This is a genomic window from Lentzea sp. HUAS12 (genome assembly GCF_024125735.1).
GTDB lineage: Bacteria > Actinomycetota > Actinomycetes > Mycobacteriales > Pseudonocardiaceae > Lentzea > Lentzea albida.
Map to the genome: position 1 here is coordinate 5,905,494 of NZ_CP099738.1, position 14,849 is coordinate 5,920,342.

Sequence of the window (14,849 nt, forward strand, 5' to 3'; positions counted from 1 at the left end):
ACCACTCCCGAGGTCAGCCGATGACCGCCATGATCCCGTCTTCCGCCGGGCGGGTGCACGTCGCGGCGTCCGGGCGTGTCGACGGACCCGTCGTGGTGCTCAGCTCGGGCCTGGGCGGGGCGTGGTTCGACTGGGACCGGACCGTGCGGCTGCTCGCACCACTCGCGCGGGTGATCGTGTTCGACCGGCCCGGTCTCGGACTGAGCGGTCCCGCCCGGCGCGGGCCGTCGCTCGCGCGGGAGGTGGCGGTGCTCGACGCCGTGCTGCGCGGGGTGCCGAGGGCGGTCCTGATCGGACATTCGATGGCGTCGATGCACGTCGAGGCCTACGCGCGGCTGCGGCCGCACCGGGTCGACGGGGTGGTCCTGCTGGACCCGGACACCGAGACGCCGGGCGCGGGAGCCCCGTTCGACGTGTCGGCGGTGCTCGCGCAGGGCGTGCGGGCGTTCGGCAGCCGCTGGCTCGGCGCCCGGATCACGCGGCGCTACGGGCACTCGTTCCGCAACCTGCTGACGGCGGTCTCGACGCTCGGCGTCACCGATCCCGCACCGGCCGACCTGGTCGAGATGGTCTACCGGCGGCCCGGTGTCGGGCGGGCGGTGTTGTGGGAGCTCGCGTCCTACCCCGGCCAGGTGGCGACCCTGGAACGGCTGCGGACACGTCGGCCGTTGCCCCGCGTGCCGTGGCTCGTGCTCACGGCCGGACGGAAGGTCTGGCCGGAGCACCGGTCGTTGGCCGCCCTCGTGCCGTGGGGACGCAACGTGCCGGTGCCCGGCAGCCGTCACATGATCCAGATGGACCGGCCGGACGCCGTGGTCATGGCCGTCCGGGAGGTGCTCAGGGGTCTGCCCGACCGCTGAGCAGGCAGAACTCGTTGCCCTCCGGGTCGGCAAGGGTGTGCCAGCTCACGTCCTCGCCCTGGCCGATGTCGACGCGGGTGGCGCCGAGCACGAGGAGCCGCTCCAGCTCCTCGGCCTGCGAGCGGTCGGTGGCCTTCACGTCGATGTGCAGCCGGAGCTTCTGCAGCTTGCGGTCGTGGTTGCGCAGGAACAGCAGGGTCGTGCGCTTGTCCGGCGGTCCGATCTCCACCGAGTCGTCGTCGCGGTCGAGCACCTCGTAGCCCAGGACCTCCCCCCAGAAGGTGGCAAGGCGTTCGGGATCGGTGCAGTCGAGTACCAGTTCTGTGATTCGTGCTGCCACCCGTGTGACGGTAGCCGCATCTCCGTTCCGTTTCCGGTCAACGGTGCCACTCTGGAGTTCGGCAACCGTGCACAAGCGCCCGGGGACCCACCGACGTGGGCCTCGAGGAAAGGAACGGTCGACGATGACCACTGCCGAAGTTTCCGCGCCCTACGGCTCCGGAGCGGGCCAGAAGGCCCCCGCCAAGCGCGTTCGCGTCCACCACCTGCGTGAGATGAAGGAACGCGGCGAGGCGTGGCCCATGCTCACCTCGTACGACACCTTCACCGCCCAGATCTTCGACGAGGCCGGCATCCCCGTGCTGCTCGTCGGCGACTCAGCCTCGAACACCGTCTTCGGCAACGACACCTCGCTGCCCGTGACGGTCGACGAGCTCGTACCGCTGGTGCGCGCGGTGTCCCGCTCGGTCAAGCGCTCTCTCGTGGTCGCCGACCTGCCGTTCGGCTCCTACCAGGTGTCGGTCGAGCAGGCCGTCGCGACGGCCGTCCGGTTCATGAAGGAAGGCCAGGCGCACGCGGTCAAGCTGGAGGGCGGCGCCTACTTCGCGCCGCACATCCGCGCGATCACGGCCGCGGGCATCCCGGTCATGGCGCACATCGGCTTCACCCCGCAGTCCGAGCACGCGCTCGGCGGCTACCGCGTGCAGGGCCGCCACGACAACCACGACGTCGTGGTGCAGGACGCGCTGGCCGTGCAGGAGGCGGGCGCGTTCGCGGTCGTGCTGGAGATGGTGACCGCCGAGGTCGCCAAGCAGATCACGCACGACCTCGTCATCCCGACCGTGGGCATCGGCGCCGGTCCCGACACCGACGCCCAGGTGCTGGTGTGGCAGGACATGATGGGCCTGAACCGCGGCAAGGCGCCCCGGTTCGTGAAGCGCTACGCGGACATCGGCAACATCATGCTCGGCGCGGCGACCGAGTTCGCCAACGAGGTGCGCGGGCAGCAGTTCCCCGGCCCCGAGCACACCTTCCACTGAGCCTCTAGCGGGTCCAGACCTCCGGGTCTGGACCCGCCGGCACGATGCCGGTCGGGTTGATCTGGTGGTGCGTCACGTAGTAGTGGCGCTTGATGTGGTCCCAGTTCACCGTGTCCCCGAACTGGGCGTAGAGGCGCTTCGCGTACGCCCACAGGTTCGGCATCTCGGTGAGCTTGGTGCGGTTGCACTTGAAGTGGCCGTGGTAGACGGCGTCGAACCGGACCAGCGTGGTCCAGAGCCGGATGTCCGCCTCGGTGAGCTGCCCGCCCACGAGGTAGGTGGCCGAGGCGAGGTGGGCCTCGATGCGGTCGAGTTCGGCGAACAGGTTCGTGTACGCCTCCTCGTAGGCCTCCTGTGACGTGGCGAAACCGGCCTTGTAGACGCCGTTGTTGACGTTGTGGAAGATCGGCTCGATCCAGGCGTCGATCTCCTCGCGCAGGTGCTCCGGGTAGAGGGTGCTCTCCGGGCGCCACTTCAGGCTGAAGTCCAGGGTGATCTGCGGGTAGTCGTTGGTGACGACCTGCTTCGTCGTCGTGTCGACCAGCGCGGGGACGGTCACGCGGCCTTCGTAGTGCTCGTCGGCGTTGTCGTAGGCCTCTTTCAGGTAGTCGATGCCCAGCACGGGGTCGGTCTCGGCGAACCGCCAGCCCTTCTCGTCGCGGATCGGGTCGACGACGGCCAGGGAGATGGCGTCCTCGAGGCCCAGGAGCTTGCGGACGATGACCGCGCGGTGCGCCCACGGGCAGGCGAGGCTGACGACGAGCCGGTAGCGGCCCGGTTCGGGTTCCGGCCGCGCGGTGAAGCGGTTGGGCTGCCGGACGAACGCGCCGGTGGTGGACGTCTCCTTCGTGAACTGCGCCATGTGTCCGACGATAGGCCCATGTACCCCGAGATCGAGCCCCACGCGTCAGGACACCTCGAGACCGGAGACGGCAACCAGGTGTACTGGGAGGAGTGCGGCAACCCGGACGGCAAGCCCGTCGTCTTCCTGCACGGCGGCCCCGGCGGCGGCTGCTCGCCGTCGCACCGCCGCCTCTTCGACCCGTCCGCCTACCGGATCGTCCTGTTCGACCAGCGCGGGTGCGGGCGTTCGCTGCCGCACGCCTCCACGTCCGGTGACCTGTCGACGAACACGACCTGGCACCTCGTGGCGGACATGGAGCTGCTGCGGGAGTCGCTGGGCATCTCGCGGTGGCAGGTCTTCGGCGGCTCGTGGGGGTCGACCCTGGCGCTGGCCTACGCGCAGAAGCACCCGGACCGCGTGTCGGAACTGGTGCTGCGCGGCATCTTCACGCTGCGGTCGTCCGAAGTGGACTGGTACTACCGCGGCGGTGCGGCCCAGCTCTTCCCGGACCTGTGGGAGCGGTTCACGGCGCCGTTGGCCGGGCTGTCGGGTGATCCCGTCGAGCTGTACGCGAAGCTGCTCGCGTCCGACGACCCCGCGGTCCACGGGCCGGCGGCCGTCGCGTGGAGCACGTGGGAGGGCGCGACGGTGACGTTGCTGCCCCGGCCGGAGCTCGTGGCGGAGTTCGCCGTGCCGGAGTACGCGCTGGCGTTCGCGCGGATCGAGAACCACTACTTCGTGCACGGCGGCTGGTTCGAGGAGGGGCAGCTGATCCGGGACGCGGGGCGGCTGGAGGGCATTCCGGGCGTGATCGTGCAGGGGCGGTACGACATCGCCACGCCCGCCGTGTCGGCGTGGGACCTGCACAAGGCGTGGCCGGGGTCGGAACTGGTGCTGGTGCCGGACGCCGGGCACGCCTACGACGAGCCCGGCATCCTGGCGGCGTTGCTGGAAGCGACGGACCGGTTCCGGGACTAGCGGAGAGCGTTCCACTTGGCGCTCGCGGTGGTGCAGGTCGCGACGGTGACGGTCGCCGTCAGGCACTTGTTCGTGCCGACGTTGCGAAACTGGAAGGAGCTTCCGGACGTCGTGCGGCGCCAACGCTGGTTGGAGCTCGTCGTGCACGCCTGCGTCAGCACGTCACCGGCGGCGGTCGCGCCGAGGCACCGGTCGGTCGCGATGTTGTGCGGCCAGTCGACGCCGCCGCTGATCGGGACGATCCAGCGCTGCTGGTCGTCGAGCTCGTCGCAGGGCTTCAGGACGGCGTTGCCGCTCGCGTCCGCGAGGCAGCGGTTGCTGCCGGCGAGCTGGTACACGACAACGGGTTCGGCGCTCGCCGGGAGGGCGGTGAGCGTGACGGTGGCGGCGGCTGTCGCGATGATCGCGGCTAGTTTCCCCATGGCCGAGGATCCTGGCAGCGCACCGGGTTTCGCGAATCCACCCGGAGTTGTCAACCCTGGCCGTAGTCGAGCGCTCTCTCCAGGGCAGGCTTTGCTTCCACGAGCGAAGGCCCGTACCAGGTGAGGTGCCGGCCGTTCACGAGCACGTACGGCAGTCCCGGGAAGCTCTCCGGGCCGTCGTCGTGGGTGAACTCGTACGGCTCGTCGGGCAGCACGACCAGGTCGGGACGCCGCTCGTTGAGCTCGGCGAGGGTGGGGCGCGGGTAGCGCTCCTCGTGGTCCGCGTAGACGTTCTCGATCCCCAGGCGGCGCAACACGTCCGTGGCGAACGTGTCCCTGCCGACGACGACCCACGGGCGGCGCCAGACGGGGATCAGCGCGGTCAGCCCGGCCGGTTTCGCGTCGCGCCACAGCTCCTCGGCCTCGGTGAGCCAGTCCGGTTCGAGGTCCCAGGCCAGTGCGAAGAGCCGCTTCAACGACTCCAGCGCCATCGGCACCGTCTTCGGCGCCTCGGTGACCCAGACGTTGATCCCGTTGGCGCGCAACCGGTCCACGTCCTCCGGGCGGTTCTCCTCGGAGTTGGCGACGACCAGGTCGGGCTTCACGTCGAGGATCTTGTCGACGTCCGGGTACTTCGACCCGCCGACCCGCTGGACGTCGAGACCGGCCGGGTGGGTGCAGTAGTCCGTGGCACCGGCCAGGGAGCCGGGCACGCTCCGCGCGACGGCCTCGGTGATCGAAGGCACCAGGCTGACCACTCGTCGCGGCTGGTCCAGCGGGACCGGCTCACCGAGGTCGTCGGCGGGGAGCATCAGACGCCCGTGATCTTCAGACCGGCGTGGGTCTTGTAGCGGCGGTTGACCGCGATGAGGTTCGCGGTGAACGCCTCGACCTGGTGCGCGTTGCGCAGCCGCCCGCCGTAGACGCCCCGGAAGCCCGGCACGAGCTCGGCCAGTTCCCGGACGGTGTCGGTGGCCTCGCGGTCGTCGCCCAGGACCAGGACGTCCATGTCCACTTCGGACACGCTCAGGTCGGCCAGCAGCACCGCCGACACGTGGTGGAACGCGGCCGTGACGCGGGACTCCGGCAGCAGCAGCTCGGCCTGCTGCGCGGCACTGCCCTCGGTGACCGGCAGGGCGAACGGCCCCTGCTTGTCGAAGCCGAGCGGGTTCACGCAGTCGATGACGATCTTGCCGGCCAACTGGTCGCGCAGGGCCGTGAGGAGGTCGCCGTGGCCGTCCCACGGCACGGCCACCAGCACGATGTCGGAGTCGGCCGCGCAGTCGGAGTTGTCCGCGCCCCGCACGTCGCCGCCGGCGATCTCCTGGATCTCCTTGGCGGCCACCTCGGCCCGGTCTGCGCTGCGGGAGCCGATGATCACCTTGACGCCCGCCTTGGCCCAGCGGATGGCGAGGCCCTTGCCCTGGGCGCCGGTACCGCCGAGGACGCCGACGGTGAGGTCACGAATGTCAGTCACCCCTGCATCTTCACACGAGGCGGTGTTGGCCTGGGTCACACCGGGCCCGCGAAACGGACCTTGCGCTCAACCGGGTCCGCCTCCACCAGGCGCACCCGGATCCGCTCCCCCTCCGGCAGCCGCTCACCCGCGCACTTGGCCAGGATCGGCGGCTCCGCCACGAACACCTCGGCCTCGTCTTCGCCGGCCCGCAGCACCACCGCGTCGAACTCCTGCCCGGCACGTCCGGCCAGCACCCAGGCCTCCACCTGGTCCGTGGCCGCGCGGTCCACCTTCGACGCCAGCGAGTCCGACGACCCCATGAGCGACGGCAGCTGCGGCAGGGCCTCGGCCAGCCACGGCGGCAGCTCCTCCCCGGCGGTGACCGCCAGGCAGACCTCGGTGGCGAAACGGTCGACCAGCCGCCGCAGAGGTGCGGTGACGTGCGTGTAGGGAGCTGCGACACCGGCGTGGGTCACCACTTCGGGCACAGAACCGGCGAACGCCGAGTAGCCCGCGCCCCGCAGCAGGCGGGTGGCGTCGGTGAACAACGCCAGCGCCTCGGGCGTGGCGGGGTCGAGTCCGGCCAGGAAGGCGCCGGGCGACAGGTCGGCCGGCCACTTCACGTCCAGGGCGGCGGCCGACCGGCGCAGCGACGCCACGGCGGCGTCGTCGGGGTCCGGCAGCGTGCGGAGGACGCCGACCCGCGCCTCCAGCATGATCGAGGCGGCCGCCATGCCCGTCATCAGGGAGATCTCGGCGTTCCAGGAGTCCACGGCCGTACGCGGGCGGGTCACGAGCTTCCAGCCCGAGCCGTCCTGCTCGATCTCCTGCTCCGGCAGCTGGAGCTCGATCGCACCCCGGGAGAGGGCGTACGCGCGGCGCAGCGGGCCGAACTCGGCCAGCGCGGCCACGGACGGGTGCGGGTCACCGGCGTCGAACGAGGCCTGGACGGTGGCGTAGTCGAACTGGGCCGTCGACCGGACCAGGGCCCGGCGCACCTCGACGTCGGACGGGATGCCGTCGGCGCCGCACGTGAAGGTCCACAGCACCGCGGGGCGCACCACGCCGGGCAACAACGACGCCGCGCCCTCGGAGAGCGCGGTCGGGTGCAGCGGGACGTTGCCGTCGGGCAGGTAGATCGTCTGGCCGCGGCGGCGGACCTCGAGGTCCAACGGACCGCCGGGCGTCACGAAGAGGCCCAGGTCGGCGATCGCGTAGTGCACGACGAAGCCGTCACCCGAGCGCTCCACGCACAGCGCCTGGTCGAGGTCCTTGGCGCCGGGCGGGTCGATCGTCACCAGCGGCAGCGAGGTGAGGTCGGGGCGGTCTCCCGGGGAACGGGAGACCGCCACCTCGGCCTCGGCCAGCACCTCCGCCGGGAACGCGGGAGGCAGGCTGAACTCGGAGCGCAGGCCGTCGAACGACAGGTCGGCACGGCCAGTGCGGATCACCTGGGAAGGCACCCGCACAGACTAAAGACCGGACGATCAGTCCTCGTCGTCGCCGCGCCACTTCTTGTCGGACTCGTCGGCCGCCTTGGTCCGTTCCCTGGCGATCTCCAGGGCACGGGCCGCGGTGGCCTCGTCCGGGTACGGGCCCATCCGGTCGGGGCCCTTGCAGCCCTTGCCGTGCTCCACCGTCTGGTGGGTCAGGCAGAAGTACCACCCGCTGCTGTCACTCATACGCGTTCGCCTCCCAAAGGCGCCGGGAATCCCCGCGGCGGCGTCGACTGGTTGGCGTTGGCGTACTCCGACGGGATCGGGTCCAAACACGAGACCAGCACCGTGCGGTCTTCGGCGTTCTCGATCTTACGTCCGGAGCGGTCGCGGTAGACGAGCGATCCGTCGGAGTCGATCTCCATGATCGCGCCGACCTCGGCCAGCTGTTCCTCGTCGAGGTCCGCGAGCTTCTCGTAGCGGGACGGCACCACGCGGTAGACCGGCCACTTGAGGTGCCCGTACGTGCGGTGGAAGTCGGCCAGCAGGTGCACCAGGTGCTGCTGGAACGGCAACGGCATCGCCTCGGCCAACGCCCGTGGGATCACCACGTAGTCGGACGAGACCCCCGGAGCACCGGCCGCCATGTAGTCACGCACCGGAGTGCTCGACGCGGGCGGTCCGGAAGGCCTCGGGATGGGGTCGTGGTTGAACATGCAGCGCCTCCCCGCGATCTACACGCCCGGCCGGACGGCCAGCGGCATCAACTCGTAATAATCCCAGTTGATCTTGCTGATCTTCACGACATCACCCGTTTGAGGTGCGTGGATGTACTCGTCGCCGCCGAGGTACATGGCCACGTGGTGCACCGTGCGCGGGTTCGACGTGTCGGTCGCCCAGAAGATCAGGTCGCCTGCCTGGGCGTCGCGCACCGGGAGGTGGGCGCCGCCCTTCTCGTACTGGTCGTTCGCGACGCGCGGGATGCTCACGCCCGCCGCGCCGAAGGCCTTCACCAGGATGCCCGAGCAGTCCCACGCGTCCGGGCCGTTGCCGCCCCACAGGTACGGCTCGCCCAGCTGCTGCTTGGTGAACTCGATCGCGATGCCCGCCGCGTTCGACGCCAGCAGGAACTCCCCCGCGCCGGAACCGCAGCCGGCCGGGTCGCTGATCTGCCCGAGCTCGCTCAGCAGGAAAGTCGCCATGGGTTCCCAGTTGTGGTACCGGTCCGGGAACGCCGACCGCTCCACCGCCTGCGCCGAGTCGCCGGGCCGCTTGTTCTCCCAGTCCGGCACCTTCAACAGCACGTCGTAGAACTTGTTGATCGCGTACGTCGGGTCGATCACCTCGGCCGGGGTGCCCCAGCCCATCGACGGGCGCATCTGGAAGATGCCGAGCGAGTCGCGGTCGCCGTAGTTGAGCGGGCGCAGGCCCGACTCGGTCATGCCGGCCTGGATCGCGATCTGCCACGCGAGCGGCGGCAGCTGGCGCTCCTGGCCGATGGAGATGATGCGCGCGACGATGTTGCGCTGCTCCTCGTTGAGGCGGGCCGCGTCGGCCTGGCCCTTGGCCTCGCCGCCCTTGATCGTCCACGGTCCGATGGCCGCGTTGCAGCTCATCTTCATGACGTTCCCGCCCACGGCGGGGTTCGTGGAGTTGCTGACCACCTGCGACACGCCCGACGTCGCCACGGCGATCACGACGATCATGGCGAGCGCCCCGATCAGCAACATCACGCGCATGGTCAGTCCACCTTCGTGTAGCTGTTCACACGCCAGGACCCGTCCGGCGCCTTCACCAGCGTGATCCGCACCTTGCCCTGGTCGGTCGGGACCTCGTAGTCGACCGAGGACGTCGTCGACTTCACCGCGTTGACCTTGCCGGTGATCTTGTCGGGCACGTTGCGCGGGTCGATCGTCGCCATCTGCGCCAGGAACTCGGGGGTGGTGTAGTCCTCGAGCTGCTTGAGCCACTTGGTGACGTCGTTGTCCGGCGGCGGCTTGATCCAGGTCTCGGCCCACAGCTCGGCGACCAGACCCGCGTCGACCGGCGGCGGTGCCGCCTTCGCGGAGTTGGACGGCGCCGGCTGCTTGGTCGGCAGCGAGGCGCCGCTCGACGGCAGCTGCCCGACCTGGGTGCCCTGCGACGACGTCGAGGGCTGACCGGCCGCGGTCGGATCAGCCGGCCTGCGGTCGAGCACCCTGGGGATGATCACGCCGAGAGCGACGACCACCACCACGAAGATGATGATCGACGCGGCCAGGTGACGCGGGGAACGCAGCGGCCATCCCCACAGCCTGCGGTAGACCGCGGCGCGGCCGCGGTTGGTCCGGATCGGCACCTACGCCTCCCTTCAGTTGTCCCTGACTTCGAAACCGCGTGACGGTCGGTAGATCACGTGCACCGGGCGTCCTGCCACCACTTCCGTCTCGGCCCTGCGGGGTTCCTGCACCGGAGCCGCGTAGGCGCTGGAGCGCGACGGCACGAGCACCGCGTCGTCGACCCTGTCCCACTGCCGGTCGGTGACCGTGGGGCTGTCCACCACGCGCGAGCGGGCCACCGGCAGCGCCGCCGGCCCCGATCCGGCGGGCAGCGCGCCCGTTCGCACCGGCGCGGAGGAGTCGCCGCCGTTGACGATCTGGACCGGCACCGCGTCGCGGTCGAGCCGTTGCGCCGTCGCCATGACCGGGCTGGACGCCTCGGGACGGATCCGGCCGCGGCCGCGCTGCGGCACGTCCGCGCCCTCGCCGTCGTTGTCGCGCACGGACTCCCAGAACTCGTCCTGCGGCGTCGGGCCGACCTGCTTCCGGCGGCCCATCATCTTGGACCAGACGCCCCCGCTCATCGGCAGGACGTTGGACGCGGAGCCGACGGACATCTCGACCATCTGCCACATGCGGCGCAACGGTTTGCCGATCACGAAGCACACGAGCGTCAGCATCAGGCCGAGCAACGTGCGCGTCAGCAACGACAGCCCCGTCGCGTTGAAGATGGCCTGCAGCAGCAACGCGTGGACACCAGCGAGGACCGCGAGCACCAGCACGTTGAACACCGTCACGGCGGCCGCGCGGGCGACCTTGCGGAGCAGGTCGTGGTGCAGCAGCGCGACGAGACCGATGAGCGGGCCGGCGAGCGTGAGGATGCGCAGCAGCAGCTGGGCGAGCAGCACGGCGGCCTTCGCGAACAGCTGGAACAGCGAGAACGCGATCGACTGCAGCAGCGCGAGGAATCCCGCGCCGGTGCGGCTGCCGTCGGTGCCGTCGAAGTAGCCCTTGGCCGTGCCGAGCTGGGCTTCGAGGGCCTTCCACTCGGACTTCTTCGCGTCCAGGGCGGCCTGGTCGCCGTCCTTGCCCTCGGCGATCTCGGCCGTGGTCCACGCCTGCGTCTTCAGGATGCGCGGGCCGTACTCGGCGGCCTGCGGTGCCTCGGGCGTGCCGAACGCGCCGCGCAGCCAGCTTTGATAAACGACGGCGTCGTGCAACTTCGTCGGTAGGACGTGGAGCGTGCCTTGTTCTTCTGGTGCCTCGATGAACCCGGCCTGGATCTCCGACGTCTTGGAGACCAGCGTGTTGTCGAGGAGGTTGTAGAACTGCGGTAGCGCGAGGGTGGACGTCGCGAGCCACATGGCCGCCAGCGCCCAGAGCCCGCGTTTGGAGATCGTGGCGAAGTCGCCGGTCCAGATCTGCCGGAACATCAGGATCGCGAGGATCAGCGCCACCAGGCCGAACCAGCGCAGGTAGACGTTGTCGTAGACCTTCTGCACGCCGTTCTTCACGGCGTCGTCCAGCGGGACCAGCAGGCCGCGGCCCATCACGGTGTAGTGCAACGCGTTCGTGGCGCCGACGATGTTCTTGCCGATGCTGAACAGCTCGTTGCCCGCCCACGTGTCGAGCGTGGCGTTCGCGTCCGGCAGGACACCGCACTTGGCGTTGTACTGGTGCCAGACCATGCCGGCGTAGCCGTACTCGAGGTACGGCGAGCCGGGCAGGCCGTTGCCGACGGGCGGGTCGAGCGCGCCGACCATGCCCGCGCCGGGCCGTTCCGGGTTCGGTGCCTCGCCACAGGTTTGGGCGTGCGCCATCGGGGCACCTATGACCACCTGAAGCGCCAGGATGGCGGCCACGAGGCCCACCGACCTGGTGCGTGCTGACGTGCGCAGCGCGAACCGCCGCCTCGCCCAGAGCAAGGCGGCGATCGCGAGCACGATCGTCAGCGCGGTCATGCGCCGCCGTCCCGGTGGCGGTTCGGGCCGTCACCGTGGCCCACCAGTTGGGCCTCTTCCTCCGTCAGGCCGAGCTCCATGTCCGCCGCCAGTTCGTCGTCGATCTCGTCGGGCACGTAGGCGGGCGGCTGCGGCGCCGCGGGCTGGTCGTCCACCGGCACGAGCTCGCCCTTGCCGTTGTCGCGCTTGGCGTCGGGCGTCGTGTCGAGGGCGGTGCGCAGGTGCTCCAGGTGCGGGCCGCTGAAGTCGATGCGGATCCGCTCCACACCACCGGCACCGTCGCCGAAGATGAACTGGCGGGGCGCCCGGTCGCGCTCGGTCGCGGTGCGCTCGCCACCGGGACGGCGGCCGAGCGACGCGACGACCTGCTCGTACCCGGCGCCGACCGGCACCTTGAGCAGCCGCAGCGCGTCGGCCTGCGCCTGGTCGTCGTCGAGGCGGCCGACGAAGACCGAGTCGAGCAGCGCGACGAAGCCCTGGATCCGGAGGAAGTCGGCGGGGATCTGCGAGGACAGCAGCACGCGGACGTTCCACTTGCGCGAGTCACGCGCGAAGCGGTTCATCAGCACGCGGCCGGTCGGGACCTCGGAGAGGAAGAACGCCTCGTCGATCCAGACGCCCTTGCGGAGGTCCTTCGGCCGGTCGTAGATCGAGCGCTGGGTGAGCCAGGCGGCGAGGTTCAGCATCTCGACGCCGAGCGACTCCGCGTCGGTCCAGTGCTCGCGGCCGACGCCGTCCTTCGGCAGGTTGAGGCCCGCCATCGTGAGGACGGTGAGCCGGTCGTCGCGCTGCTCGTTGTACGGGTCGTGGTTGTCCTCGGGGATCAGCAACGACATGCGCTCGCGCATCTCGTCGAGGAAGTCCGCGACGACGACCGCGTGCTCGTGGTGCTCGGACGCGTCCCGGCGCAGCGCCTCGAAGACGAGACCGGGGTGGGCGTCGAAGCGGCCACCGACCGTGCGGACGGCGCGCAGCAGCACGATGCGCGTCTGCGGGAGCCTCGCGACCTCGAACGGCAGCAGGCCGGTGAGCACGTCCAGCACGAGACGGCGGCGGGTGGCGGCCGCGAGGGCCTTCTCCCGGCGCCAGGCCCGTTCCGGGTCGTCCTCGTCGAGGAAGTGCTCGATCATCGGCTCGGCGACCACCCGGTAGGGGTTGAGGATGCCGGGCTGGGCGTTGAGCAGGTTGATCGGACGCGCGTACGGCCGCAACTCGGGCAGTTCGCACAGCGCCGACAGCGGGCCGGACGGGTCGAGCAGGGTCCAGTGGGCGCCCGCGCGCAGCGTCTTGTAGACCATGCCGCCGCCGAGGAACGACTTGCCGGCACCCAAGCCCGCGACCATCGCCGTCAGACCGGAGGCGTCGCGCAGCTCCTGCGCCATCCACGGGTCCCACGCGACCGGGCGCCGCGTGGCCGTGACGGTCTCGCCGAGCAGGATGCCGCGGCGGTCACCGACCTCGGCCGTCGCCGTGGGCACGGCGCTCGCGGCCCACAGCACGCTGCCGCGGCGCAGGTACGCGCCGTTGGACAGCGGTTCGCCGGGGATGAACTCGCGGGCGATCGCGTACTGGGCCTCGGGGTGCTCGATCGCGACCTTCGGCTTGTACAGCTCCAGCAACGACTGGGCGAGGCGCAGTGCCTCGCGCTCGGTCGGGCCGCTGACGGCGAGGCGCCACCACGAGCGCACCCGGGTGCCCAGCGCGGTGAAGCCCGACGTCATCTCGTCGTCGATCTCCAGCACGCGCCCGGCCTGGCGGGCCAGCGACTGCGGCGGTTCCAGCTCGTGCTCGTCGGTGTAGTGGCGGACCTGAGAGCGGACCTTGCTCATCTGCCGCGACAGCTCGCCGGAGACCTCCTCCGGCCTGCGGACGTAGATGCGGGCGGACCACTCGACACTCGCCGGCAGCCGGTCGGCGCGCTGCACCCACGGGTCGTCGACCTCGGGGATCTGCAGGCCGTGCATGAGCCCGACCGTGAGCACGGCGACGTGGCGCTTGATGCCCGCGTTCGAGCCGGTGCGGCCGCGCACGGTCACCGTCGGCGAGTAGGGCTCCTGGTGGAAGTCCGCGGCGTCGGTGAACGACGCCAGGTCCTCCGGCTCCCAGGCGGCGCCCGGCACGGCGGGCAGGTTGCGCGGCGCGGGCAGGCCCAGCGAGCACGACCGGTGCATCAGCCAGGACATCTCCTCGGCCGTCGCGGGACGGCCTTCGAGACCGGCGGACCCGATGACCTGGTCGAGGTGCTCGACCTCGGAGTCGAGCGCGACGAGCTCGGCGTCGACGGCGTCCGGGAAGACCTTGCGCAGCACGGGGGCGGCGCGTTCGACGGCGCGGTCCATCATGTTGCGGGTCTGCACCTGGACGCCCAGGTAGACCTCTTTCTCCGCCATCGAGCGGCCCATGAGCTGCTGCTGCTCGCCGACCATGTAGTCGTCGAACGACAGCGTGCCGGGGGTGTCCGGAAGGCGCTTGACGGCGTTGTGCACGTGCGCCTCGGCCCACATGCGGATCGGGTACGGCCGCGTGGTGACGCGCAGGTGCATCCAGCGGCCCTGCAGCTCGGCGTACTGGCCCGCGATGGCGGCGATCAGGTCCTGGCGCTGCGAGTCGCTGCGGAACGACCAGCGCTGCGGCGCGAGCCGGTACCAGGCGTAGACCTCCTGGCCGGTGCGCAGCAGGTGACCGTCGATGCTGCGGGCGCTGATCGACGGCGTGTAGCTCGGCACGGCCTGCTCGCCGGGCAGGCGGCGGCCGCGCTTCGAATAGGCGGCCCGGTCGCGGTCGCGCGGGTCGGCGGCGGCGTGCTGGGCGATGTGCTGGGCGGAGCGACGGTCACGGTCTCGCCGGCGTCCGAACACCGCGAACCTCCTTCTTACGGCTGGCTGACGTCCGGCGGGGCTGGGCCTGCTGTCTCGCCCGTCGTTGTTGTTTCTTGCTCAACTTGGGACGAGGGCGCTGAGGGCTGACCCGGATCCGGGCGGCACTGGCCGCTCCGCCGGTGCTGGCCGTGCGTTCTCGAGGTGCGGTGAGCTCGCGGACCCACATCGACATGACGGCCGTGAGGGGCCGTTCATGGCTGATCCGCTGGGTGATGAAGCGCGTCAGGATGATCGTCGCGACGAGGGCCCACGCGGTCGAGAAGAACCCGAACCCGACGCCCACCTGCCGCTCGATCGTGAGTACGACGAGGAAAACGACGATCCCGACGCCCCACGCGACGTATCGCGCGCGCCAGGGGAAAGTCGCTTTGGGCGGGCCGAGCCAGACGGCGTCGACCCGGTAGACCTCGTCGTCGGTGCGGACCCGCACGTG

16 protein-coding genes are annotated in these 14,849 nt (G+C 70.8%); 3 read left to right on the top strand and 13 right to left on the bottom strand.

All coding sequences use genetic code 11. From position 1 onward, the window contains the following. Positions 1 to 20 precede the first annotated feature (20 nt). Positions 21 to 860, top strand: coding sequence for an alpha/beta fold hydrolase (locus ND450_RS26800; protein ID WP_253321371.1), 840 nt, complete (start codon positions 21 to 23; stop codon positions 858 to 860). On the opposite strand, the gene ND450_RS26805 is transcribed toward ND450_RS26800, so the two are convergent. Continuing rightward, positions 838 to 1,200 (bottom strand): VOC family protein, encoded by a 363-nt coding sequence (locus tag ND450_RS26805; RefSeq protein ID WP_253321372.1) that lies wholly within the window; start codon positions 1,198 to 1,200, stop codon positions 838 to 840. The genes ND450_RS26800 and ND450_RS26805 overlap by 23 nt on opposite strands. Positions 1,201 to 1,324: 124 nt before the next feature. Here ND450_RS26805 and panB point away from each other — a divergent pair, with 124 nt between their 5' ends. After that, positions 1,325 to 2,179, top strand: a complete 855-nt coding sequence (gene panB / locus ND450_RS26810) for a 3-methyl-2-oxobutanoate hydroxymethyltransferase (RefSeq protein WP_089910109.1) — start codon at positions 1,325 to 1,327, stop codon at positions 2,177 to 2,179. Between the two features lie 4 nt (positions 2,180 to 2,183). On the opposite strand, the gene ND450_RS26815 is transcribed toward panB, so the two are convergent. After that, entirely contained in the window at positions 2,184 to 3,041 is an 858-nt protein-coding gene (locus ND450_RS26815; protein WP_253321373.1) for a glutathione S-transferase family protein, read from the bottom strand. 18 nt (positions 3,042 to 3,059) lie between these two features. Here ND450_RS26815 and pip point away from each other — a divergent pair, with 18 nt between their 5' ends. Then, positions 3,060 to 4,001: a prolyl aminopeptidase gene (gene pip, locus ND450_RS26820; RefSeq protein ID WP_253321374.1), complete on the top strand. Its 942-nt coding sequence runs from the start codon at positions 3,060 to 3,062 to the stop codon at positions 3,999 to 4,001. On the opposite strand, the gene ND450_RS26825 is transcribed toward pip, so the two are convergent. From ND450_RS26825 to ND450_RS26875, 11 genes are read right to left on the bottom strand one after another with little or no spacing between them, the layout of a single operon-like run. Continuing rightward, positions 3,998 to 4,423 carry a ricin-type beta-trefoil lectin domain protein gene (locus tag ND450_RS26825; protein WP_253321375.1) on the bottom strand — a complete coding sequence of 142 codons (426 nt, stop codon included), beginning with the start codon at positions 4,421 to 4,423 and terminating at the stop codon, positions 3,998 to 4,000. The two genes, pip and ND450_RS26825, sit on opposite strands and share 4 nt — an antisense overlap. A 50-nt stretch (positions 4,424 to 4,473) precedes the next feature. Next, a complete protein-coding gene (locus ND450_RS26830; protein ID WP_253321376.1) occupies positions 4,474 to 5,235 on the bottom strand; it encodes a helical backbone metal receptor in 762 nt (253 codons plus the stop codon). Continuing rightward, positions 5,235 to 5,900, bottom strand: coding sequence for an NADPH-dependent F420 reductase (gene npdG, locus ND450_RS26835; protein WP_089910095.1), 666 nt, complete (start codon positions 5,898 to 5,900; stop codon positions 5,235 to 5,237). Before npdG ends, ND450_RS26830 begins: the two co-directional genes overlap by 1 nt. A 35-nt stretch (positions 5,901 to 5,935) precedes the next feature. Continuing rightward, positions 5,936 to 7,345 (bottom strand): RNB domain-containing ribonuclease, encoded by a 1,410-nt coding sequence (locus ND450_RS26840; RefSeq protein WP_253321377.1) that lies wholly within the window; start codon positions 7,343 to 7,345, stop codon positions 5,936 to 5,938. 24 nt (positions 7,346 to 7,369) lie between these two features. Continuing rightward, a complete protein-coding gene (locus tag ND450_RS26845) occupies positions 7,370 to 7,564 on the bottom strand; it encodes a hypothetical protein (RefSeq protein WP_253321378.1) in 195 nt (64 codons plus the stop codon). Further along, positions 7,561 to 8,034: a hypothetical protein gene (locus ND450_RS26850; protein WP_089910093.1), complete on the bottom strand. Its 474-nt coding sequence runs from the start codon at positions 8,032 to 8,034 to the stop codon at positions 7,561 to 7,563. The genes ND450_RS26845 and ND450_RS26850 overlap by 4 nt, the downstream gene beginning before the upstream one ends. An 18-nt stretch (positions 8,035 to 8,052) precedes the next feature. After that, positions 8,053 to 9,057, bottom strand: a complete 1,005-nt coding sequence (locus tag ND450_RS26855; protein ID WP_253321379.1) for a C40 family peptidase — start codon at positions 9,055 to 9,057, stop codon at positions 8,053 to 8,055. A 2-nt stretch (positions 9,058 to 9,059) separates the two neighbouring features. Then, positions 9,060 to 9,656, bottom strand: a complete 597-nt coding sequence (locus tag ND450_RS26860) for a hypothetical protein (protein WP_253321380.1) — start codon at positions 9,654 to 9,656, stop codon at positions 9,060 to 9,062. Positions 9,657 to 9,668: 12 nt separating this feature from the next. Then, a complete protein-coding gene (locus tag ND450_RS26865) occupies positions 9,669 to 11,537 on the bottom strand; it encodes a hypothetical protein (RefSeq protein WP_253321381.1) in 1,869 nt (622 codons plus the stop codon). Continuing rightward, positions 11,534 to 14,395: an ATP-binding protein gene (locus ND450_RS26870; protein ID WP_371927417.1), complete on the bottom strand. Its 2,862-nt coding sequence runs from the start codon at positions 14,393 to 14,395 to the stop codon at positions 11,534 to 11,536. The genes ND450_RS26865 and ND450_RS26870 overlap by 4 nt, the downstream gene beginning before the upstream one ends. After that, a complete protein-coding gene (locus ND450_RS26875; RefSeq protein ID WP_089910077.1) occupies positions 14,370 to 14,846 on the bottom strand; it encodes a hypothetical protein in 477 nt (158 codons plus the stop codon). The genes ND450_RS26870 and ND450_RS26875 overlap by 26 nt, the downstream gene beginning before the upstream one ends. Positions 14,847 to 14,849 lie beyond the last annotated feature (3 nt).